Genomic DNA, 21,024 nt, shown 5'->3' on the forward strand with positions numbered 1-21,024 from the left:
AACTAAATCACTGCTGCGTATGCAAAATCAGCCCGTCACCTTCATACGCCGCTCGTCTATTGAGCAGAAAGCCCTGTCATGTTCATCGAAACGAAAAAATTGATAGGTGTTGAAAATGAGCAGCTACGCGTAAATTTTGATTAAAGGTAATCAAAATGTTGTCGATGTCTATTCTGTCATGTGTTTTTTGAATATATAACAGGTAAAACTATGTCCTGGCTTAATTCTTTTTTATTGGTACTTACCTCTGTGCCGCCTTATATGGTGCCTGCAACTGTTATCGGCCTCGTCAGTATTGCATTTCTCTGTTTTATTCTCTTTTATTTTTTCAGAACTGTTAAAATTATTAATAGCCTGAAAAGATATACTCAGTCAATTAATGGCATCGATAATAGTGATCCTGAGAAGCAACTTCAACACCTGAAAGATTTGTTTGTTCAGCCTGAGCTAAAGCATGCCTGGAGTGAATTTGCAGAATCCCTGCATCCGCAGTATGAACTGGTCAGCAGTGAAGAAAAAATTGTCAAGATTCGCGCCACTGCCCCCTGCTCCAGTTACTTCTCAGAACAACAGTTGGTGGATATTCCACTCAATACTGAATTCTTTAAACATCTCCCCGGAATTCTGACCGGTGTAGGGATTATCGGCACCTTCTATGGTCTGATGATTGGTCTCAACCACTTCGACGCCAGTACGCCGGAGCAAGTCACCAGCAGCATCGACCGCCTTCTACACGATGTATTATATGCGTTCCTCGGCTCAGCAATTGCAATTACTGTCTCTATCCTTATTACATGGTTGGAAAAATTTTATCTGGCAAAGTGCTACAAACATTTGGAGAAGTTTACCGCTGCTATTGATGAGCTCTTTATCAGCGGCGTAGGCGAGGAATATCTCGCCTCGCTGGTGAAGTCTAGTAATGAAAGCGCGACTCAGGCACGTCATCTGAAAGAGAGCCTGGTTACCGATCTCCGCGATATGTTGCTGCAACTGACTGAAAACCAGAAGGCCGAAAATGAACATCTGGCCAATACGTTAAGCACTACTTACCGCGAATCAGGCGCACAATTTGCCGAGCAAGTTAGTGGTGCGATTGAAAACAGTCTGAAGTCGCCTCTGGATAAAATTGCTGGTGCCGTGCAGACGGCCAGTGGCGATCAAAGCGGTATGGTGCAGAACATGCTCCAGGATGTGCTGACGGCATTTATGGCGAAACTCGACACCACCTTTGGCCAGCAGTTCACTAATCTTAATGAAATGATGGGGCAAACTGTTGGCGCGATTCAGACAATGCAAAACGGTTTCGCTACGTTATTACAGGACATGCGTCAGGTGAACGATGATTCCCGCCAGGGGAGTGCACAACTTATCGAGCAACTGTTATCAGAGATGAAATCTGGTCAGCAAGCGATGCAGGCTGGCATGAATGACATGCTCACCAGCCTTCAGGCTTCAGTGGCTAAGATTGGTGCAGAAGGTGAAGGGGCTGGTGAGCGTATGGCTCGCCAATTGGAGAAAATGTTCGCTGATAGCGAAGAGCGAGAAAAAGCACAGGCAGAGCATATGGCCGCTTTTATTGACGCCATCCAAAACTCGGTGCAGCAGGGACAGAGTGCCACAATGGAAAAAATGGCGGCCTCTGTCGAGGCGCTTGGTGAACAGTTGGGTAGTTTGTTTGGGCAGATCGATAAGGGTCAGCAACAGATTTCAGCGAATCAGCAAGCGAATCAACAGTCCTTGCACGAGCAGACACAGCGCGTGATGAGTGAGGTAGACGATCAGATCAAACAACTTATCGAAACTGTTGCCAGCCAACATCAGGGAACGACGGAAATACTGCGCCTATTTGCGGAACAAACCAACCGACAGATTCAGGATATGCAAAATGGCGCGGACAAAATGCGTGTTGCAGCTGAACGCTTTGAACACGCAGGCGATCGGGTATCGGAAGCAAATCACCTCTCTGCTGATGTACTGAATAAAGCGCAATCGGCGGGTTCCTCGCTCTCTCTTGCCACCAGCGAACTCACCTCTGTAGTGGCCGATTATCGTAACAATCGGGAAGCCGTTAGCAAATCGATTGCTATGCTGGAATTACTCGCCGCTAATACGCAGTCTGAACAAACCACGCGCAACCAATTTATCGCCGATCTTAAACAGCACGGTGAACGTCTGCAGAGCTATAACCGGGAAGCACAGGCTTTTATGGAAAATGTTAGTGACGTGCTTGGGAAAGGGTTTGAAGATTTTTCTGAAGGTGTTTCACGTAGTCTGGATAAAACACTGGGTAAACTTGATGTAGAAATGGCGAAAGCCTCCAATTTGCTCGCCGGTTCTGTTGAACAGATCGGAGAAAGCGTCAGCGAGCTTGACGATGTTCTGTCACGCATGCGTGCCTGAGGGGTGACAGCTGATGTTTGGAAACGCATTTGGCGTTAAAAAACGCCGCAGTGATGAGGCGGAGAAACCATTCTGGATTTCCTATGCCGACCTGATGACGGCTATGATGGTGTTATTTCTGGTCGTTATGGTGGCGTCGCTGAGTTCTGTTACACAGCGCATTCAACGTGTGGAGCAGGGGGAAAAAACAAGGGGGCAGGATATATCCAGGTTGTGTGAGCGCTTGGAATTACATGCCCGCAACATGAATAAAACTATCGTTGTAGATTGTCACGATAACCGTATCAGTTTTGGCGAAGCCGGGCGTTTTGATCACAACCGTTTTTTCCTGAACGCTGAAGGGCAAAAAGCACTGCAGGATGTTGTTCCGCTGGTGCTGGAAGCTGCTGACAGTGAAGAGGGTAAAAAGTGGTTTAAGCAGATCGTCATTGAAGGATTTACCGACACTGATGGCTCATATCTGTATAACTTACATCTCTCCCTACAGCGCTCTGAATGGGTGATGTGTAGTCTGCTTGATAGCCGCAGCCCTCTGCAAAAAGGTCTTTCCGCTGAACAACAGATCCAAATCCGTAAACTTTTCCTTGCGGGTGGCGTTTCCTTCAATAATGCTAAGGAAAGCAAAGAAGCTAGCCGCCGCGTCGAGTTACGTATGCAGTTCTTCGGGCTTAAAGATAAGCGAGATAAGGCCGATGAGGTGGATTTTCCCCTTGTGGTTAATAAAGAAGTTTGTCAGTTGGTTATGCCCCAATGACGCCTGCACTCAATTCTCTTTCTCAGCGCATTGCCGCGAGGCTTTCTTCCAGTCAACGGGATGACCATTATCTACGTAATGATTTCCATACGTTGGCTTCCGTTGCCCTCGATATGGAAAAACGGTTTGATAAGACAGAAAGCATTCCCTTACCGCCACAAGAAATGCGTCTGGCGGCTCTACGTCGCCTTCGTCTTGCTGAAGAACCCACGGATCGAGAATGGCGGATGATATTTTATGGTCTTGCCGATAACGATCCGTTATATCCTGACCGGCCAATCCTGCTGGAGGATGATGTATTTTTTCCTGAGGTCGACAACGCTATCAAGAAGCGGTTGGAATCTAAAACGTTAAAACGCAAGGATTGGGCGGCAATTTGTTCAAGCTATTTTGCTTATCAGCATGAATCACCCGAGACAAACCCGCACTGGTGCGTACTGCGTGGGCATATCGCCCGGGGTTACTTCGTAGTAAAAGCCGCGATACGACGAGAAAAATCATGGATGAAAACCATTGAGTTTTATCATGACATTTTTACCCCACAAGCTGGAGGCGTGATATCCAAGCAGTTACTGTCAGGCGAAAGAAATTCACTTTCAGCATTAGAGAAAATTGCGCAAATCCCCGATAGTAGTTGGTTGTGGAAACGCATTTTCACTGTTCTTTTAGCACAATTGGATACTCTTGATGATCCTCTGTTTCTGGACAAACTTAGCTGGTTGTTAGGTCTGGCTGCGCAATGGGTACGTTTTCGTGACGATATAATGACTGCGACCCTGACTCGCTATTACTATTCTATCTATCGCGATCAGGCACATTCAGCGCTGAAGCAGGCTGCGTTGGAATACTGGGATAATCCCCAACTGAAAAGCCAGCAAAATAAGTGGCACCAGTATGTCGCCGAGCCAGTCGCTGCGATGGTACGGGGATGGCTGGCAAAACAAGACCTGACACATTTCTTTGAACTCTTGCGCGGTAATGGCGATGTCGATCAGGCACGATTGCACTACTGGCTTCGTTTCGCCAATCAGATGGGATTTACTCGTATCGTCATGGGGACTGATGCCCGGCAAGATCGTGGTAGCGACTTTGTGAAATTCCGCGACGAGAATAAGGGACGACTGAGCTACTTACGAGGTGGACGTAGCTTTGATAACGCCATGATTATGCAGATCAACGATTATCTGTTCGTTGAGTTTTCCGGGACAGGAAATGCGATGTACGCCTATAGAATAGGTCACGCGCCATTTAATCCTGAATCACGCACACTTGATATCAACACTCATCTAAAAGAGCAGGGGTGCTGCGTACTCAGACTGCCCCATACCCCTCGTGCTGAAGGATATAACAAAGCCCGGATAACCGGCTGGATGTTGAAATATGACGATGAGCTGCGCAAGTTGGGTATTCGGTGGATGGCGGAAGAACCCATTAAATTTGTCGATAAGAAAACAGACTCTCCAGCTTCTCTGTCTGCCATTAAAATCATCAATCCGTTGCGTGATACGGCTATACAGCGCTTGGTTGAAAGTACTTCATGTGTCGTCAGCGATAATCGACAACAAGGTGGCGTGCTGTCCGTACAACTCAATACACCTGACGACACTATAGAAAGAGAGTTGTTACGACTAGGCTTTGCGCCTATGGCTAAAGAACCGCATCGTTACTGGATCAAATAATGCTGAAACGCCTGTTAGGTAAACTGATGGGAAACCGTCAGCAGATAGAACGCCACCTAAAGAATAAATACCAGGTTGAGGAAAACGGACTCAGCTTTCCGCTATCGCTGGTTGATGATTCGCAGCTTTGGGCATTGGCATCCTGGCTTGAACAACTGGCTGAAGAAGACTATCTGATATCACTTACAGACCGGTGGTTGTTGAGTTGGGATGCATTATATCGCCTGCTGGAGGATGAGGAACATGCCAGCAGTCTGCCTCTTATCGGTGTACCTGAGATACTGCCTTTACGCGCAAGCCTGAGTTCACGTGGCGCATTAAGTGACCGTGATTTTCGCGTCTGGATTGCTGAATGGGTCACGCTTCCAGCACGTAAGTCGATCCGCTTCAGTCGTACTGGTGCCATTTTAACCCATGAAAACCGGCAACATTTGGTATCGCGGGAAAACTGGGCACTTTTACAGGCAACAGAACAACTCAGCACACAGCAAAATCAGACCCCAGGAGAAACCACTAACCAACTGGGATGGGCCGCTATCCGCAAATGTGCAAAACAAGCCGCAGCAAAATTTGATGATTATTTAGAAAAAACACATGTCGTAAAACCAACTTCATTGTCATTACGTCTGCGTAAATCAACGGTTGCTGATACTGCTGTTATCGAAATTGAGCCCCATTTCGAAGACCAGCCAGCTAACTGGCTAGGCAGTTTTGACAAGAATTCGCAGGTTCATGATAGCTATCGTATCCCTGGTGAGAATGGCGAACTTAGCCACGTTATTATCCCTCCCGAAGTGAAAGAAGTCCTAAACTCAATACATTCGATCCCTGGTCGTCGAGTGGCCGGAAGCGAAGCGCTTTCTTTTGTTCGCAATCCCTATACATTTTTGGGCGAAGATGCCGCTAATGTTATTGCCCCCGAAGAACATGAGCAGGCGTTGTTTGATGCCAGGATTTTCTTCCATCATTTCAGGTTGATACCCCAACAGAATGCTGAGAATAAGATCGAGGAAGTGACGCTGGTACTTGAACCAGTATCACCTGCTCCCCAGCCAGAGGTCACTTTTGTGTTCTCAGTGCCCTGGGAACTTGAAAAATTTATACAGCAACTCGGTATTAGCGTTGTAGCTCAGATGCCTGCAGGCTCCTGGCAAGGTTATGAACTGGAGTTAAGCCAGTTCACTGAACAACAGTGGCACGATTGTCAGGCTCTGCTTACACGCTGGCAGCAAGAAATTGAAGGAAAAGAATTTAGCGATGTGCTGGATATTGGGAAGTATGGCGATCGTGTGATTGGCATTGGTGAATTTGAAAAAATTTCCTCTCCCTGGCTTACCAAGGCGCAAAGTGAAAACTGGCTTCCAGATGACATCGATTTCCCCGCATTTTCAGCCGAAACACTGGCTGATTGGCAGCCTGAAAATCTTGGCCATTTCAGTGAACTGCAGGAGAGAATTATTCAGGCAGAAGCTGCTGGTGAAACGCATATCACCACACCATGGAATGACAGCGAATTAACGCTGGATGCAGCTAAAACCTTCAGTAAGAACTGGGAAAAACAGCAGAGCGCTGAAAATGAGTCTCAAGATAAAGTTGTAGGTAAAGCGGTCCGAGCTGTACTTAAAATTGAGCAGAATATTGAAGAAGCTGCCTACATCAAACAGCGCCGCGATTCACTCCTCAATGCGCGTCATGCAGAACCTGAAATTCCTCTGAGTCTGAAAGAACATATCCGACTCAAAGATCATCAACGTGAAGGCGTTGCTTGGCTCCAGCAACTTTTCCTTAGTTCACCAGAGGAAACTGCGGGTTGCCTGTTGGCGGATGATATGGGCCTGGGGAAAACGCTGCAAATTTTGAGCTTCTTGGTCTGGTTTATTGAAAAATTTCCGCAGGAACCGCCAAGTCTTATTGTTGCCCCTGTCTCTCTTTTAGATAACTGGGAACGTGAGCTGGACAACTTCTTCTACACTGCGGGTATTCCAGTGTTGAAATTGTATGGCGAGACGATTAAAGCGGTGAAATACCCCAAACAGGCTATTCCTGCTCATCTGCAGTTTAAGGGGATCAAGAATCTGCTTAAACCTGGCTGGCAAGGTGAGGCGAAAATTATTCTGACGACTTACGAAACGCTTCGCGATCAAGAGTTTTCTCTGGCACGCCAGCCATGGTCCATTATGGTGTGCGATGAGGCACAAAAAATAAAGAATCCAGCAGCGTTAATCACACATGCTGCTAACGCGGTACAAGCAAGGTTTAAAGTGGCGTGTACCGGTACGCCCGTCGAAAACACACTTGTTGACCTGTGGAGCTTATTTGATTTTGCCCAGCCTGGATTATTAGGGGCACTAAATGAATTTGGTAAACATTATGTTCGTCCTATTGAGAACGAAGTTGGCCGCGATACGGGACGACTGGAACGTTTGCGGGCGTTGATAGAACCCCAGACTTTACGCCGAACCAAAGAAGAGGTTGCGCGGGATTTGCCTCAGAAAATTGAAGTAGAAAACTGCAAACAATTGACGTTGTCCGGCGTACAAAAACAGCTCTACCTTTCATCTGTTGCAAATTGGCAACAACAACAAGCATTGAGCGAAGGGATGCAGCAGGCCGGAGCAGGTATGTTAGGTTTGTTACACCGACTGAAACTCATTTGCGCACACCCTGCGGTAGTTAATCCCGAGCTACGTTTTCGTGATAACTCACCTAAGCTTAACTGGCTGTTGAAAAAACTCGAAGAAATAAGGCATACCACGGAAGATAAGGTCATTATTTTTACTGAGCTTCGAGACTTACAGCGCGAACTTCAACATGCTATCTATCAGAAGTTTGGTTTCCGCCCAGTCATTATTAACGGCGATACCAGCACTAAAAGTAGTAGTCAGAATAGTCGTCAGCGGCTGATCGATAATTTTCAATTTCAGTCAGGTTTTGGAGTGATTATTCTTTCTACGGTTGCAGTTGGATTCGGTGTTAATGTCCAGAAAGCCAATCATGTTATTCATTTCACTCGTTGCTGGAACCCAGCCAAAGAAGATCAGGCAACAGACCGGGCGTACCGAATTGGACAAACTAAAGATGTGTATGTCTATTATCCGACAGTGAGGGATACTGAAATAACCACATTTGAAGAAACTCTGGATGACCTTCTGCGGCGTCGACGTGCACTGGCCAGAGATATGCTCTGCGCAACTCCTGACTTGAGTGGTGCAGATTTTGAAGTCCTCTTGAAAGGGACGTAGATGTTTAAATGGCCTTATGTAGTGGCACACTAGGCCGTGTCCCTTAACTTAACAACCGCTTCAAAAATAACCTGATCGCTCCCAGTTTTAGCATACTCAGGTAGTTTCTGGCGGTTTTTTCCGAGCGGGTGGCAATACGGCGATTTTCTTTGAGTATCGCAAAGCAACGCTCCACGACATTGCGTTTTTTGTACAGGCGCGTGTCGAGGGGACGACGTCCGTCCCGACTGGCCTTCTCATTCGATTTAAACGGAATAACCGCTTTTATTCCTTTCATTTTCAAATGAATGCGAAGGTTTTTACCTGAATAACCCTTATCCGCCAGCACCGCTTTCGGACGTGATTTCAGGTGCCCGCCTTTTCGGATAATCCCGACCCGGTTGAGCAACGTTTCCGCGTATCGGCTTTCGTGGGCCTGTCCACCGCTCAGGCAAAAACTCAGCGGTAATCCTGTGCCATCTGTCGCCAGATGGATTTTGGTGCCAAAGCCGCCGCGAGAGCGACCCAGCCCATGGTCCTCGCATTCATCGGGATGTTTTTCGCACCAGCGGCCGCTTTCAGGGCGCGAACGTTACTGCCATCCAGCGCGATAACATCCCAGTCAATCAGCGCTTTTTCATCCAGAATCTGGAGTAATTTATTGAAAATGCTGTTCATTATTCCGGCTTTAGACCACCGATTGAAGCGGTTGTAAATGGTTTTCCATTGACCATAACGCTCAGGTAAATCCCGCCACGGCGCGCCAGAGCAAAGCACCCAAAATATGCCATTCATGACATGTCTGTGCGCAAAGTAAGGACGCCCGCCTCGGGAAGAGCCTCTTTCAGGCGGCAGCATGGGAGAAATCAGCGCCCAAGCGTCATCGGGAAAATCATAACGAGCCAAATTAAAGCACTTCTTGTGATGAAATCATGTCCCTGATTGTACAAAAAACAGTTACGGGACACACCCTAAATTTGGCCACCTGAATAGAGGTGATATCATCGCCTCATAGTCAAAAACAGGTGACATTATGACCGGACGTAACAGACGCAATTTTAGCCCTGAGTTTCGCCTTGAAGCTGCCCAGCTTGTACTCGATCAGCATTACACTGTTGCCGCCGCTGCCACGGCAATGAATGTCGGCAAATCCACGATGGATAAGTGGGTCCGCCAGTTGAAAGAAGAACGAGCGGGAAAATCACCCATAGCTTCACCCATGACACCTGAGCAGATTGAAATACGCGAGCTGAAGAAAAGACTTCAACGTGTTGAAATGGAAAGGGATATATTAAAAAAGGCTACCGCGCTCTTGATGTCAGACTCCCTGAACAATTCTCATTAGTTGAGAAACTCAGGGCGCGGTTTCCCGTTGCCGTTATGTGCAATGTGTTTTGGGGTTCATCGCAGCAGCTATAAATACTGGCGGCAACCAAAGAAGCCTGATGCCACACACGTGGTATTACTCAGTCTTGTTCGTGAAAGCTATCGCGAAAGTCATGGTTCTGCAGGTGCACGTAATATTGCCGCGAGGGTCACAACCAAAGGCGTAAAACTGAGTCGCTGGCGGGCAACAAAGCTGATGAAAGCACTTAATCTCATCAGTTGTCAGCAGCCCGGCCATCGATATAAGAAGGCGTCTAAGGAGCACGTAGAGATCCCCAACTATCTTGAGCGCCAGTTTGCAGTAACAGAACCTAATCAGGTCTGGTGTGGTGATGTGACGTATATCTGGACAGGTAAACGTTGGGCTTATTTAGCCGTTGTGCTTGATCTGTTTTCTCGTAAACCAGTTGGCTGGGCGATGTCATTTTTCCCGGACTCTGCATTGACAACGAAAGCGCTGTCCATGGCCTGGGAAGCGCGAGGAAAACCCTCTAATTTGCTGTATCACTCGGATCAAGGTAGCCACTATACCAGCAGAAATTTCAGACAATTACTGTGGAGATATCAGATAAAGCAAAGCCTGAGTCGCCGGGGGAATTGCTGGGATAACAGCCCGATGGAACGTTTTTTTAGAAGCCTGAAAACAGAGTGGGTGCCGAATAATGGATACGCCAACTTTAGTGAAGCCAGCGCAGCGATAACGAACTACATCACGGAATATTACAGCCAGCTCAGACCCCATCAATATAATGGTGGTTTGACGCCGAATGAATCAGAACGATTGTTCTGGAAAAACTCTAACGCTGTGGCCAGTTTTTGTTGACCACTACACTTCGCAGAAACAGCCCGACACCGCCTGATAGCCAAAGCGCATACCGCGCGCCGTGCCCGGCCAGTGTGGAACTACCCGTCGGGCTAATTTTTTTTGGCAGTACCTCTATCGATTATTTAGATGAGGTCAATCTAAATAGATTTGCCAAATAGTAGATCCCTTGAAGGGAACTTAGTCCGAATTGAGAGAGTTTTTTCAATCGCCAAACATCCCAAACCACCAACCGGACTGAGCGATGCCGATCATGGCAACAATCCCTGATGAAGAACGACAACTGATGTGCAAAGAAGCCCAACAAACCTATTCGCCGTGGCTGAATCCAATTGAACGGCTGTGGTCATCGTCACACGAAACGATAACGCGAAATCATCAGTGCCGGTACATGTGGCAGTTATGGAAACAGGTGACGCAATTTATAAAAGTCGTTTCACCATTTCCCGTCAATCAACCCCGCATGGCTAAAGTGGAGCGGTAATATGAGAAGCTATTTAGTCATATTCATAGGAATAATTTGTTTTAAAAAAATATCAGCATGATATTAACGATAGTAACATAATTACTAATATAAAATATTTTTTTGATATTTTTATATATGTGAAATTATTTTGTTTGCCAGCTAATTTGTTTTATTTAAATCCTTTTAAATCAGTATATTAATAATTTCATGATTTATTAATGAGTGTTTTATCTAATGTATCATTATTGTTTCCCGTGCTTTAGTGTGATCTAAATCACGTTTTTTCGATAAATTCTTAACGCACGTTAACGATTTTGAATTATTCTGCGTTCTTTCGTAACACTGTGTTAACCATGTAGTGACATTATGTTATGGAAGTTAAGGAGCTTTTTAACACGTATTTTGTTAACTAACAGGAGCAATAATCATGAATGATTTCGAAAGCAAAGAGTTTCGTTCTTATGTATCTCCGACACAGGTTGAAGATTTTGACGTTGAATTTAACGTTGAAAATGTTCAGCTGGCTGAAGTTGAGTTAGATAATGAGTTACTGCTGGCAACCCACCGCTGCTAATAAAATCAATAAAGTTCTGGGGATATTCCCAGAACTTTCAATATATATTTTTATTACGAGAGCTAAGTATGAGTGTAATTAGGCCATATGTTGATAATATCGAAAAAATAGATTGCGAGAATTTTGAAGATGTATTTTTCAACAAGACGTTACCGGTTCAATATTTTAATCTTGATGGTAATATGCCAGCTTATAAAAAATGGAGTTTTAATTTCTTCAAAGAGCATTGTCAGGGCATGTTATGCCAGGTAAGTGACAATCTGGATGAGCCAGCGAATATAACCAGAAAAATTCCTATTCCTGAGTATATTGATCTAATAAAAAATGGTGAGAAATGTCCTTATATGACCGGATGGAGTTATCAAAAAAGTTTGCCTGAGTTAGATGGGGATATTTATTTTCCAAAATTTCATCCAGATGATTTTATAGATCTTCTCCCGAGTAGAATGCAATTTCGTAGGCGCTGGATTTTTTGGGGAAAGAAAGGAATCAATTGCGATTTACACATTGATTGCTTTTCAACCAGTGCATGGTTGCTAATGATTGAAGGCCAAAAAACATTTCGCGCCATATCTCCTCTTCATCGTCATCACATTAATATGAATGCTTCTTTATTTGACGAGAAAATAGTTATACATTTAGATCAGCTTAATGTTGATATTTTGGAGTTTACGCTTACGCCAGGTACAATTTTATATGTACCAACAGGATGGGTTCACGAGATTCGCAATGATACTGATAATATCATGGTGACCGGAGGATTTACTTCAAAACAGCATTCCATAAGATTCTATAAAAATTATCATTCTTATATTTCCCGTGATTCATTCGATAGTGATATTACCTTTAATAATTATCTGGAAAATCTTAGTAAAAGTGGCTTGAAAATATCTAGAGAGGTTAAAAACTCTATCGAAGAGGAAATCTCATATACCAAAGAAAAAATAGAACTTTTGCAAAAAAAACAAAAGCTCTATGAAAGCATGATAAAGTAAATTTCCTAAATGGATTTGACCGAGAAATATGAATGAGATAAATATTGCTGTTGATGTTTTTCCCTACAAAAAAGACATCTGGTCAATTTGTGATTATAGTGGAGAGCAAATATATTCAAAGCTAGCACTACCACTATTTTTTGTTGAAAAAAATAAGGTTGTAATGCTTGCGGCTGAATATTTTCATCAAACTGCTAGCGAAATTACTATAAATATAAAAAAAAATTTATTCTGGAGTAATGGTGATAAATTAATTGCAGAGGATTATGTAAGGTCGATTAAATGTATATGTAATGATGTGGATAATCGATATAATAACATCCTTTCGTCTTTGGTTAAAAGTGATTCAGCGATTGAGGTTAATAGTGATTATAGCTTTACACTAAAGACATCATGGTACGATCCGTTTATTACTCAGTATTTGTCTTTAATAAATTTCTCTCCAAAGCATAGATGTAGTGATGCACTTTATGCTGGGGCTTATACCTTGATTGATAAAGATGAAAATACCTTTAGATTGGTGAGAAATGAATTTTTCACATTAGATAAATATAATAATTATGTAGATAAAGTTAATTATCTATTAGTAAAGTCCGATCCTGATGGACGTGCATTTTTTACGGGGAAAGTACATGTCAGTTGTAACACTGCGATAGATCTTAAAAGATATCGCCATTTTATGGCTCATGAAAATTTTGTCAGTTGCAATGAGTCTTTGGTCATGTTGCTTTCACCAGGAAAGAAATTTGATGAGATTCCTTCAGATGTAAAAGCTATATTAGCTACATCAATTAATCGGACTGTAATATCTGAACGATATGATGACATGTTAAATCCGATTATGTCTTGGATGTCAATATATTTTAATGGTGACTATCATTACATTCATCAGGATAGTAATCCACGGCAGACTCCTTTTTTATTAGACATTTCATATGAGGATTTTTATCCTAACAAAGAAATCTTGGATTGTATCGAGGAGCAACTTTTAAAATATAATATACATATTAGGAAGAATAAGGAATGAATATGGAAACTGGATTTCTGAAAGTCATTTTCGCTTTGAAATTCGTAAGGCTCCAAAGTTCAATCCAATACAATTGATTCGTTCTGATTTAAGTAAAATTTCCAAGGCGACACCGGATTATAATCGGATAAAAAAAATATATTCACTATTATTCAAAATGGACTTATTAGAGCAGCAACAAAAAATTTTCCAGGTTATCGACTTTTACTTACGGCAACAGTGCTTTTATATTCCGCTATTTATTTTCCCAACGGGTTTCTTTTGTGATGGTTCAGTGGTGGCGAGCTCCCTCTATACTCCTGGATTGAGAATATTTATTAATAGAGACTAAAATGAAAATAAAGATAAATTCTTCTATTTTAAAGTGTAAAGGGAAAATAATTCTATTAGGGAAAAGGAATTATCAGGTTAATGATGTTTTTAATGAAAATGTCCATGATTTTTTATCTGCACTAGAGTCTGGAATAGAAGAAGATAAAATTCATGAATATCTGAATAATAATTCCTGTGGTTATATTTATGAGAAATTTAAAGAGTTAAATCTGTTAGTGCTTTCTGATAACACATATGATGGCACTGCTATGGAAAAAACATATGATTTCTTAAACTTCCACTTGGGAAGTTTAAATTCGCCTTTTTGCTTCAATGAGAATATACATGTCGCTATTATAGGCTGTGGTGGTACAGGTGCTAATGTTGGATTGTGTTTAGCAACGTCAGGAATAAAAAAAATATCACTTATTGACTATGATAATGTTCATATAAGTAATTTAAATCGGCAATTCGCCTATGATTCTGAAGACCTAGGTAAAAGTAAGACCCATTGCCTTAGAAGTAAATTGCACAGGATAAATCCTGATTTAATTATTTCTTCATTCGATAGGAAAATTTCTTGTTATGAGGATTTAAATTGTCTACCTGGCGATGTCGATTTATTGGTTTCAGCAATTGATACCCCACCTATAAGATCATCCATGTATACTGTTGAATATTCTATACGCAATAAAATACCTATTATTTTTGGTTCTGCAGGCTATGATACTATCACAGCTGGCCCCCTTTTGATTACAGAAAAAGCTAAAGAAGACTTTCTTGGTAGTCTGATTGATAAATCCGATGTAGAAACAAAACCAATAACAGGTTCTATAGCATCAACCAATTTACTCTTAAGTGCTATATTAGCGAATAATATTACTAGTTTTTTCTATCCATTTTCTAGGCCTGAGCTCGTCGATCTGAGAAAAGTGTATGATCCAGTTAGTATGAATACACTCCGAGAGGTACATTATGGGAATCACTAAAAATGACTTCTTTTCAGTTAGATTAAATGCCGAGGTAATTGATAAGGAGTGTTTCATCTGGCATAAATTTTTTTCCTGCAATAAAAAAATGGAATTAATGAGTTTCATTTCCGATGTTAATTTCATGACTCTATGGGAACATAAAATAATTAATTACAGTAATGAAAACGAAAAAGACTATGTTCTTTTTATCGATCGTTTAGTTGTCGAAATGGATAAACAAAATGAAGTTTTATCTGGAGTCGGTTTTTCATTAAACCACAGCTATAAAATTAAATTATTGCAAGCTATTGAAATTTTATCTCAGAATGATGTTGTCTTGGGATATGCCTTGCAAAATTTCATTGGTCGTATTCTGATTGTGAACTGTGACTCCTTGGTTGCCAGTAGCTCAATACTTTATCTTGGGCTTGTAATTATTTCTCCAAAAGATGACTGGACAATTTTTGACTATATGGAAAATCTTATCCATGAGATGTCTCACATAGAGCTTTATATTAAACAGTTGGTTGATCCATTAGTTTTGAGCGGCACCACTTTGAAAAGCCCTTTTCGTATATATCCTCGCCCTGCAAATGGTGTGTTTCATGCTGTTTTTGTATTGACTCGAATTATTTACTATCTCAATAAATTAAGATTTAATAATGATTTCAATAAAGAAATATCAATAAAAATTAACAATGCGTCATTATTATTGAGCGAATCTATAGTGCAATTTAAAAGTGTCGATATCCTTACCCCTTTGGGGAAGAAAATAATTGAAGAGGCTAGGTTTATTTTAAATGGTATTCAGGAAAATGGTGCCGAAAATGATTGTATTCGAAAGTGAAAGTGATTTCATAGATAATTGCAGTAATAAAGATATAACAAAAGAATGTTTTGTTATTCATGACTATTGCCATAGTTGGGAATTGTTTGAAATTGGTAACTTTGCCTGTTTGAATGAAAGATATGGAAGAGAAAATATATTTATAGAGGAGGGTATAAATAAATTAAACAAAAAAGAGGTAACGGTAAGTGATTATATATCCAAGGTATTATCAGGCGAAAGAAAAATGGGAAATTGGTCATGGCAACCTCACTTGACTAATGCCGACTCGCTCCAGAATAGCTATAAAATTCCTGAAGCGGTAACATTAAATAGTATTGAGAAGTCGTTAGTGGGGGAACTGGTTCTTGCTCCTTGGATTTTAATGTCCTCACCTGAAACATTGACGACCATGCACAAAGATATGCTTAGTGTGAATGGGGTTGTAGGACAGCTACAAGGTGTTAAAGAGTTTACTCTTGTTGCACCACAATATGATCTTGAGGAAGGCCGATTTTACAGTTCACATGAACTCGAATTGTTAGGTATTCCCTTTGAATCTGTTGTCCTTCAATCGGGAGATTTTCTCTATTTTCCGATGAATTGGTGGCATCAGGCAAAAACTGTTGAATGCTCTGTTACATTCATTCATAGTACCGTTAATTCCTATAACCTGACTGCATTTTTGGATGACTCGATTTCACAAATGCCTTCCTATATTCAACGAATACAGTTAGCGGCGAAGAAGAGAAATTATTTTGGCAGTAGGGTTAAATGGTTATGTAACGGTTTCCGTTTATTTGGGAGAGATAATGCTTAGTGCAGAATTAAGAGAAAGGGTCAGTTTATTTAAAAATAGGAACTTCTTATTTTTTACTATTAGTGGCCTTTTTGCAACTTTTGGTAATGGTCTAAATTATATTGCGCTTTCTTGGTTGGCATATACTAAGACTAACTCTATTGAAGGGGTCGCAATTATGATGTTTTGTATTTGGATGCCAAGCATCGTATTTGCTCCTTTATTTGGATTGTTAGCCGATCTGTATAACCGTAAAGCACAAATTGTTATCTCAAATTTCGTTAGAGGTGTAGTGGTTGTTGCATGGGTTCTGCTATCGGAGATGGGTATTGATATAGGGATTATAGTACTGTGTTCGTTGCTGGGAATATTCATATCATTTTATATGCCTTCTGCTGTTCCATTTATTCAAAGTATCGTTCCGAAGAAAGATCTTGTTAGTGCAAATGCGACTATTGATATGGTCTATGAATTTGGAACTATTGTGGGAATGGGGGTGAGTGGGGTTATTCTGACTGTAGCTGGTATAAAAGGTACACTTTTGATTGGTGGAGTTCTTTTTATTATAGCAGGTATATTTAATCTGGCTATGCGCTCCGCATCTTCATCTGAATCTGAAAAGGTACAGGATGGGAATTGGTGGTATAGTTATACATCCTCACTCAAATACTTCAAGAGTAAACCAGAACTATTTATGCCTTATATGAGTCAAATGATAATAATGGTTTTATTAATGACTATTCCTATCATTCTGGTTCCATATACTCGAGAGGTGCTTCATGCAAGTACGCAAGTATTTGCAATGTATGAAGCTCTTTATTCTCTCGGCGTTTTGGTCGGTGGTCTTTTATCACCTATTCTTTGTAAGAAAATTAGTATAAGAAAAACACTGGCGGTGCTTCTACTGATAATGGCCAGCGGTTTGTATGTTTTATCTATAAATAATGTTATTGCTTTGGTTTTTCCCATTTATTTTCTTATTGGGTTCGGTATATCTAGTTGGGCTTTGTCTATCTCTCTTTCACAGATTCATTGTGATTCTGAATATCAGGGAAGGCTTCAGGCTACATTCAATGGAATATCAGGTATTTTTATTCTAGGAATGTATCTCCTTATGGCTAAAGAAGGGAGCGGATTGTCATCACAAGGTGTCTATTTTACCCAATGTATTCTCGCATTAACGGGTATTGTAATTGTCCTCTTTTACCGTAAAGGAGATATCAGTGAATCGTAAGGAGCAGGTTTATATTTCAACCAATCAACTTAGCTATCATAACGCAACAAATTTGTTGTTTAGTGATGTCTCTCTGTCGCTGAATTCTACAGAAAAAGTAGGCTTGGTTGGGTTTAATGGTGCAGGTAAATCAACATTGCTGCAACTTCTTACGAAGGATTTAGAGCCTGGTTCAGGCCAGGTCATTCATGCTAAATCTCTACGCTATTATATGGTCGAACAACGCTTTCCTGAGTATCTGTTGTCTCTAACACCTGAAGATGCAATCCTTGATGTGCTAGATGCCGATGAACGTATTAGTGAAGGATGGAGAGCATCTGTAATACTTGAAAATATTGGCGTTGGCTTTGAATACCATGCTATACCTTGCTCAAAACTCAGTGGTGGTCAACAAACACGTTTATTACTTGGAAGGGCTCAACTGTGTGCTCCAAATGTTCTTTTGCTGGATGAACCCTCTAACCATCTGGATTTACCAACGATATTATGGCTTGAGGCGTTTCTATCAGAATGGCGCGGTAGTTTTATCCTAGTCTCTCATGATACGCGTATTCTCGATACTGTCACAGATAGTACATGGATTATTGCTAGTGGTGGAGTCCATCAGTATAGACTACCCTGTACGCAAGCATTACTGGAACATGAGCAAAAAGAATCGGCTTGTCAGCAACAGTACCAAGATCAAGAGAACGAAATTGAACGTATAGAGTCGAGTGCACGTCAATTGGCTATTTGGGGAAAAGAACAAAAAAGTAAAAGTTCAGCCAGAAAAGCACAATCAATGTTCAAGCGAGTCGACAAGCTTAAACTTGAGCAGAATACTCTTCCTGAACCTTACCCTTGGAATCTTTTTTTTCCAGGACAACATTTGCCTGCTAAAAGAATTTTAACATGCAATGATTTGGCTATAAGAGTACCAAATAAAAAAAATATTCTGTATATGATTGATGAACTATTAATACGGCCAGGTGAAAAAATTGCTTTAATTGGCGCTAATGGTATGGGTAAATCAACCTTTCTACAGCTTATCTGGAAAAGCTATTTAGACAAAACAGATACAGTCAAATTACATGAATCAACTATTGTGGCTTATTATGATCAGCTTCAGAATGGTGTTGATAGTGAGTCGGAAATCACAAATGCCTTGTTTGATTTTTGTAGCAAATCACGAGTGAGTCCAAATAATGAACAGCTAAAGCAAGCGTTGCTTAAAGCCGGATTTCAGTGGGAGCGTTTGCAAAGTAAGGTGAAATCCCTTAGTGGAGGAGAACGAGCAAGATTGTTATTTGCGGGGATATCGCTTATTAACAGCCATCTATTATTACTTGATGAACCAACAAACCACCTTGATATCTCAGGTAAACATGCGCTTGAGAAACAGTTAATAGAGTTTAATGGTACTGTACTTTTGGTCTCACATGATCGCAACCTTATCGAGAGTGTCTGTTCACGTTTTCTGGTAATCGGTGAAGAAAAGTTGCAATCATTTAATGATGCGCAAAAAGCCTATTTTGCTTCTCAGGAACAGGATGAGGCCCATCTGATGAGTAAAATGTAGTGGTGTTGACCTCCAGTATTCGATACAGCCACTAGAGACGACCGGAATGATTCACCGGTCGTATTGCTTACAGATGGCGTTAAACGGCGCGTTTCGCGCCACGGGGCGCACCGTGACGACAATGGCGCTGGCGCTGGTTTCGCAATGGCTGATGCAAATCCCGCTGGCGTGGGGGTTATCCCGCTATACGCCGCTTGGCGTGTCCGGTTTATGGTGGGCGTTTCCCATCACCAACCTGCTCATGGCGGCGCTGACAATCGTGTTCTTTGAGCGTATTGACTGGCAACGCTCACGGTTAACGCATTCACTGGGGGGCGCTTCGCAGAAACAGCCCGACACCGCCTGATAGCCAAAGCGCATACCGCGCGCTGTGCCCGGCCAGTGTGGTTATGGCATGGGGACGTCGCAACCGCCGGGCGGGTGCCGGTATGCGGCTCGCTTTTCCTGCCAGACTTTTCACGCGGTTGCTGCGTTATTGTAACGTGGCGGGATGAATATATTGATTAACTTCGCATTTTCATCCCGGTTATTTACGGCGCTATGACATTCATTTGCAAGGCAAAAGTATGATTTGCCAAAGGTCATGGTCGTATTAACACCTTCGATGGTCATGTCATATTCGCCATCAATGCAGATTCCTATTTGTTCCTGCTGATGCCTGTGTTCAGGCATCATCCCGCCGCGACAAGGTATGTTGACTAACATTATCTGTGCCCAATTAGCATGAAAGAATTGAGCATCCATGACATCCATTAATTTTTCTTCTTTATATAGGGGCTTAAAAAACGGATTGGCTAAACAATAATCCTCACCTTGTTTGAACCTTTTAATATCTATGGCAACCACTTCCTCATCAGTCTTGTTTTCACCACCATGCAATATATCCGGTGGTGAAACATAAATGGATTCCAGGGCAGACATAACCTGGGATTCATCGCCAACGCGCATGTAAAGCTCGCCTTTGAGGATCATGCCAATTTGGGCCTGCTGATGGCTGTGGGCTTTTATCTTCGTCTTCGGTGGGATGTGGCTAATTAAAATCTCGGTGTCACCCCGGCGTGTACTGTATTGGCGTATGCCATTTTCCCATTCAATCAGGATGGGCTCTGGGAAAAATTCCTTTTTCATATGTAGCATCCTTTTTGTTTATTCGTTAATAAAAAGTGGTGAGTTTATATTTTGCCAAAAAGCGACCAGCTCATTGAAATCTTCTTAAATTCATAAACAAATTTCAGGCCAAATTTTTTCACGGCCTCTTCATTGGTGATCGCTAAATTGAAATCACCATTAGAAATCAATTCCGCCGCCTTGCTGGTGGAGTTGACGAGATGAAAATGTGTTTTTTTCCCCAGATAATTAGTGACTAGTTCCAGCGGTGCGGAATGGCTCACGATAACCTGTTCTTCTAAATCTTTGTTCTCAAATGCGTAATCTTGCCTTACGGCGACACCATACATCGGCGTGTCACATTGAAATATCTCTATCAGAGAGATCAGCGGATGCATATAAAAATCATTTATTTTTTTATAAGCATGGGGGCAGATAATATAATTTATTGAACCATCGAGCAGCTTTTCTTTGGCTTCTTCGAACGTGTCATAAAGCGTTATTTCACATTTTGTATTATTGCTTTCCAAATGATTTTTTATGAATTTCTTAGCGACATATTCACTGCTTGTTCCTGCTGGGCCGAGTGTACCAAGACGGATGTGTAAATCACGAATGCTATTAATCCTATCGCTTACAATAAGCATGATAATAGATCCCTTCCATGAGACAGTAATGTAAGAGTGATTTATAAACCTAACGACATGAAATCACTATCATTGTGAATTCATTAAGTCAATAATGGAATTTTAACAATTAATTAAGGGCTGTGGTTGTAATTTATTATTTATAATTGTAAGTGACCTTCTCGCACAATCAACGCGGTGCTAAATCATAAATAGTCGTCTTTTCTCGGTCGCCGGATAAATTAAGCCGGAGTCATGTCAATGTA

The 21,024-nt window shown here is 41.8% G+C and carries 15 protein-coding genes and 3 pseudogenes; 15 read left to right on the forward strand and 3 right to left on the reverse strand.

Annotated elements, in window-relative coordinates; translation table 11 throughout:
* Nucleotides 1–210 precede the first annotated feature (210 nt).
* From zorA1 to zorD, 4 genes are read left to right on the forward strand one after another with little or no spacing between them, the layout of a single operon-like run.
* Nucleotides 211–2,400, forward strand: coding sequence for a type I Zorya anti-phage system protein ZorA1 (zorA1, locus tag O1Q98_RS16145; protein ID WP_125260201.1), 2,190 nt, complete (start codon nt 211–213; stop codon nt 2,398–2,400).
* A 13-nt stretch (nt 2,401–2,413) separates the two neighbouring features.
* A complete protein-coding gene (zorB1, locus tag O1Q98_RS16150) occupies nt 2,414–3,154 on the forward strand; it encodes a type I Zorya anti-phage system protein ZorB1 (protein WP_033575774.1) in 741 nt (246 codons plus the stop codon).
* Nucleotides 3,151–4,833, forward strand: a complete 1,683-nt coding sequence (zorC, locus tag O1Q98_RS16155) for a type I Zorya anti-phage system protein ZorC (protein ID WP_125260200.1) — start codon at nt 3,151–3,153, stop codon at nt 4,831–4,833. The genes zorB1 and zorC overlap by 4 nt, the downstream gene beginning before the upstream one ends.
* On the forward strand, nt 4,833–8,075 hold the full coding sequence (zorD, locus tag O1Q98_RS16160) for a type I Zorya anti-phage system protein ZorD (protein WP_125260199.1): 3,243 nt from the start codon (nt 4,833–4,835) through the stop codon (nt 8,073–8,075). The genes zorC and zorD overlap by 1 nt, the downstream gene beginning before the upstream one ends.
* Nucleotides 8,076–8,118: 43 nt before the next feature.
* On the opposite strand, the pseudogene O1Q98_RS16165 reads toward zorD, so the two are convergent.
* Nucleotides 8,119–8,960 (reverse strand): annotated as a pseudogene (locus O1Q98_RS16165) (IS5 family transposase).
* A 127-nt stretch (nt 8,961–9,087) separates the two neighbouring features.
* On the opposite strand from O1Q98_RS16165, the pseudogene O1Q98_RS16170 reads away from it, so the two are divergent.
* The 11 genes and pseudogenes from O1Q98_RS16170 (at nt 9,088) to O1Q98_RS16220 (ending at nt 19,371) form a co-directional block, all read left to right on the forward strand.
* A pseudogene (locus O1Q98_RS16170) lies at nt 9,088–10,263 on the forward strand (IS3 family transposase).
* Nucleotides 10,264–10,573: 310 nt separating this feature from the next.
* Nucleotides 10,574–10,747, forward strand: a pseudogene (locus tag O1Q98_RS16175) (IS630 family transposase); the annotation flags it as partial.
* A 409-nt stretch (nt 10,748–11,156) separates the two neighbouring features.
* Entirely contained in the window at nt 11,157–11,303 is a 147-nt protein-coding gene (locus O1Q98_RS16180) for a hypothetical protein (protein ID WP_164512960.1), read from the forward strand.
* Nucleotides 11,304–11,371: 68 nt separating this feature from the next.
* Nucleotides 11,372–12,298, forward strand: a complete 927-nt coding sequence (locus tag O1Q98_RS16185) for a cupin-like domain-containing protein (protein ID WP_125258514.1) — start codon at nt 11,372–11,374, stop codon at nt 12,296–12,298.
* 28 nt (nt 12,299–12,326) lie between these two features.
* Complete coding sequence (locus tag O1Q98_RS16190; protein ID WP_278142321.1) at nt 12,327–13,325, forward strand: ABC transporter substrate-binding protein; 999 nt, start codon at nt 12,327–12,329, stop codon at nt 13,323–13,325.
* Between the two features lie 332 nt (nt 13,326–13,657).
* Complete coding sequence (locus tag O1Q98_RS16195; protein ID WP_125258516.1) at nt 13,658–14,626, forward strand: HesA/MoeB/ThiF family protein; 969 nt, start codon at nt 13,658–13,660, stop codon at nt 14,624–14,626.
* Nucleotides 14,613–15,455 carry an aKG-HExxH-type peptide beta-hydroxylase gene (locus O1Q98_RS16200; protein WP_125258517.1) on the forward strand — a complete coding sequence of 281 codons (843 nt, stop codon included), beginning with the start codon at nt 14,613–14,615 and terminating at the stop codon, nt 15,453–15,455. The genes O1Q98_RS16195 and O1Q98_RS16200 overlap by 14 nt, the downstream gene beginning before the upstream one ends.
* Nucleotides 15,436–16,254 carry a cupin-like domain-containing protein gene (locus tag O1Q98_RS16205; protein WP_164512961.1) on the forward strand — a complete coding sequence of 273 codons (819 nt, stop codon included), beginning with the start codon at nt 15,436–15,438 and terminating at the stop codon, nt 16,252–16,254. The genes O1Q98_RS16200 and O1Q98_RS16205 overlap by 20 nt, the downstream gene beginning before the upstream one ends.
* The gene (locus O1Q98_RS16210) at nt 16,193–17,467 is read left to right on the forward strand and encodes an MFS transporter (protein WP_240632721.1); all 1,275 of its coding nucleotides are present in this window, start codon (nt 16,193–16,195) and stop codon (nt 17,465–17,467) included. The genes O1Q98_RS16205 and O1Q98_RS16210 overlap by 62 nt, the downstream gene beginning before the upstream one ends.
* Nucleotides 17,457–19,025 (forward strand): ABC-F family ATP-binding cassette domain-containing protein, encoded by a 1,569-nt coding sequence (locus O1Q98_RS16215; RefSeq protein WP_125258519.1) that lies wholly within the window; start codon nt 17,457–17,459, stop codon nt 19,023–19,025. The genes O1Q98_RS16210 and O1Q98_RS16215 overlap by 11 nt, the downstream gene beginning before the upstream one ends.
* Before the next feature lie 46 nt (nt 19,026–19,071).
* Entirely contained in the window at nt 19,072–19,371 is a 300-nt protein-coding gene (locus O1Q98_RS16220) for a hypothetical protein (protein ID WP_240632722.1), read from the forward strand.
* A 110-nt stretch (nt 19,372–19,481) separates the two neighbouring features.
* Here O1Q98_RS16220 and O1Q98_RS16225 read toward each other — a convergent pair whose 3' ends face one another.
* A complete protein-coding gene (locus O1Q98_RS16225) occupies nt 19,482–20,153 on the reverse strand; it encodes a cupin domain-containing protein (RefSeq protein ID WP_240632723.1) in 672 nt (223 codons plus the stop codon).
* Nucleotides 20,154–20,197: 44 nt separating this feature from the next.
* Complete coding sequence (locus O1Q98_RS16230; protein WP_125258521.1) at nt 20,198–20,779, reverse strand: type 2 periplasmic-binding domain-containing protein; 582 nt, start codon at nt 20,777–20,779, stop codon at nt 20,198–20,200.
* Nucleotides 20,780–21,024 lie beyond the last annotated feature (245 nt).

The organism is Dickeya lacustris (assembly GCF_029635795.1).
GTDB lineage: Bacteria > Pseudomonadota > Gammaproteobacteria > Enterobacterales > Enterobacteriaceae > Dickeya > Dickeya lacustris.

Bases quoted from the DNA above. Each gene is read 5' to 3' on its own strand.
- O1Q98_RS16225 (WP_240632723.1), bottom strand. From the start codon at position 20,153: ATGAAAAAGGAATTTTTCCCAGAGCCCATCCTGATTGAATGGGAAAAT.
- zorA1 (WP_125260201.1), top strand. From the start codon at position 211: ATGTCCTGGCTTAATTCTTTTTTATTGGTACTTACCTCTGTGCCGCCT.
- O1Q98_RS16180 (WP_164512960.1), top strand. From the start codon at position 11,157: ATGAATGATTTCGAAAGCAAAGAGTTTCGTTCTTATGTATCTCCGACA.
- O1Q98_RS16230 (WP_125258521.1), bottom strand. From the start codon at position 20,779: ATGCTTATTGTAAGCGATAGGATTAATAGCATTCGTGATTTACACATC.
- O1Q98_RS16195 (WP_125258516.1), top strand. From the start codon at position 13,658: ATGAAAATAAAGATAAATTCTTCTATTTTAAAGTGTAAAGGGAAAATA.
- zorC (WP_125260200.1), top strand. From the start codon at position 3,151: ATGACGCCTGCACTCAATTCTCTTTCTCAGCGCATTGCCGCGAGGCTT.
- zorD (WP_125260199.1), top strand. From the start codon at position 4,833: ATGCTGAAACGCCTGTTAGGTAAACTGATGGGAAACCGTCAGCAGATA.
- zorB1 (WP_033575774.1), top strand. From the start codon at position 2,414: ATGTTTGGAAACGCATTTGGCGTTAAAAAACGCCGCAGTGATGAGGCG.
- O1Q98_RS16190 (WP_278142321.1), top strand. From the start codon at position 12,327: ATGAATGAGATAAATATTGCTGTTGATGTTTTTCCCTACAAAAAAGAC.
- O1Q98_RS16185 (WP_125258514.1), top strand. From the start codon at position 11,372: ATGAGTGTAATTAGGCCATATGTTGATAATATCGAAAAAATAGATTGC.
- O1Q98_RS16200 (WP_125258517.1), top strand. From the start codon at position 14,613: ATGGGAATCACTAAAAATGACTTCTTTTCAGTTAGATTAAATGCCGAG.
- O1Q98_RS16220 (WP_240632722.1), top strand. From the start codon at position 19,072: ATGATTCACCGGTCGTATTGCTTACAGATGGCGTTAAACGGCGCGTTT.
- O1Q98_RS16205 (WP_164512961.1), top strand. From the start codon at position 15,436: ATGATTGTATTCGAAAGTGAAAGTGATTTCATAGATAATTGCAGTAAT.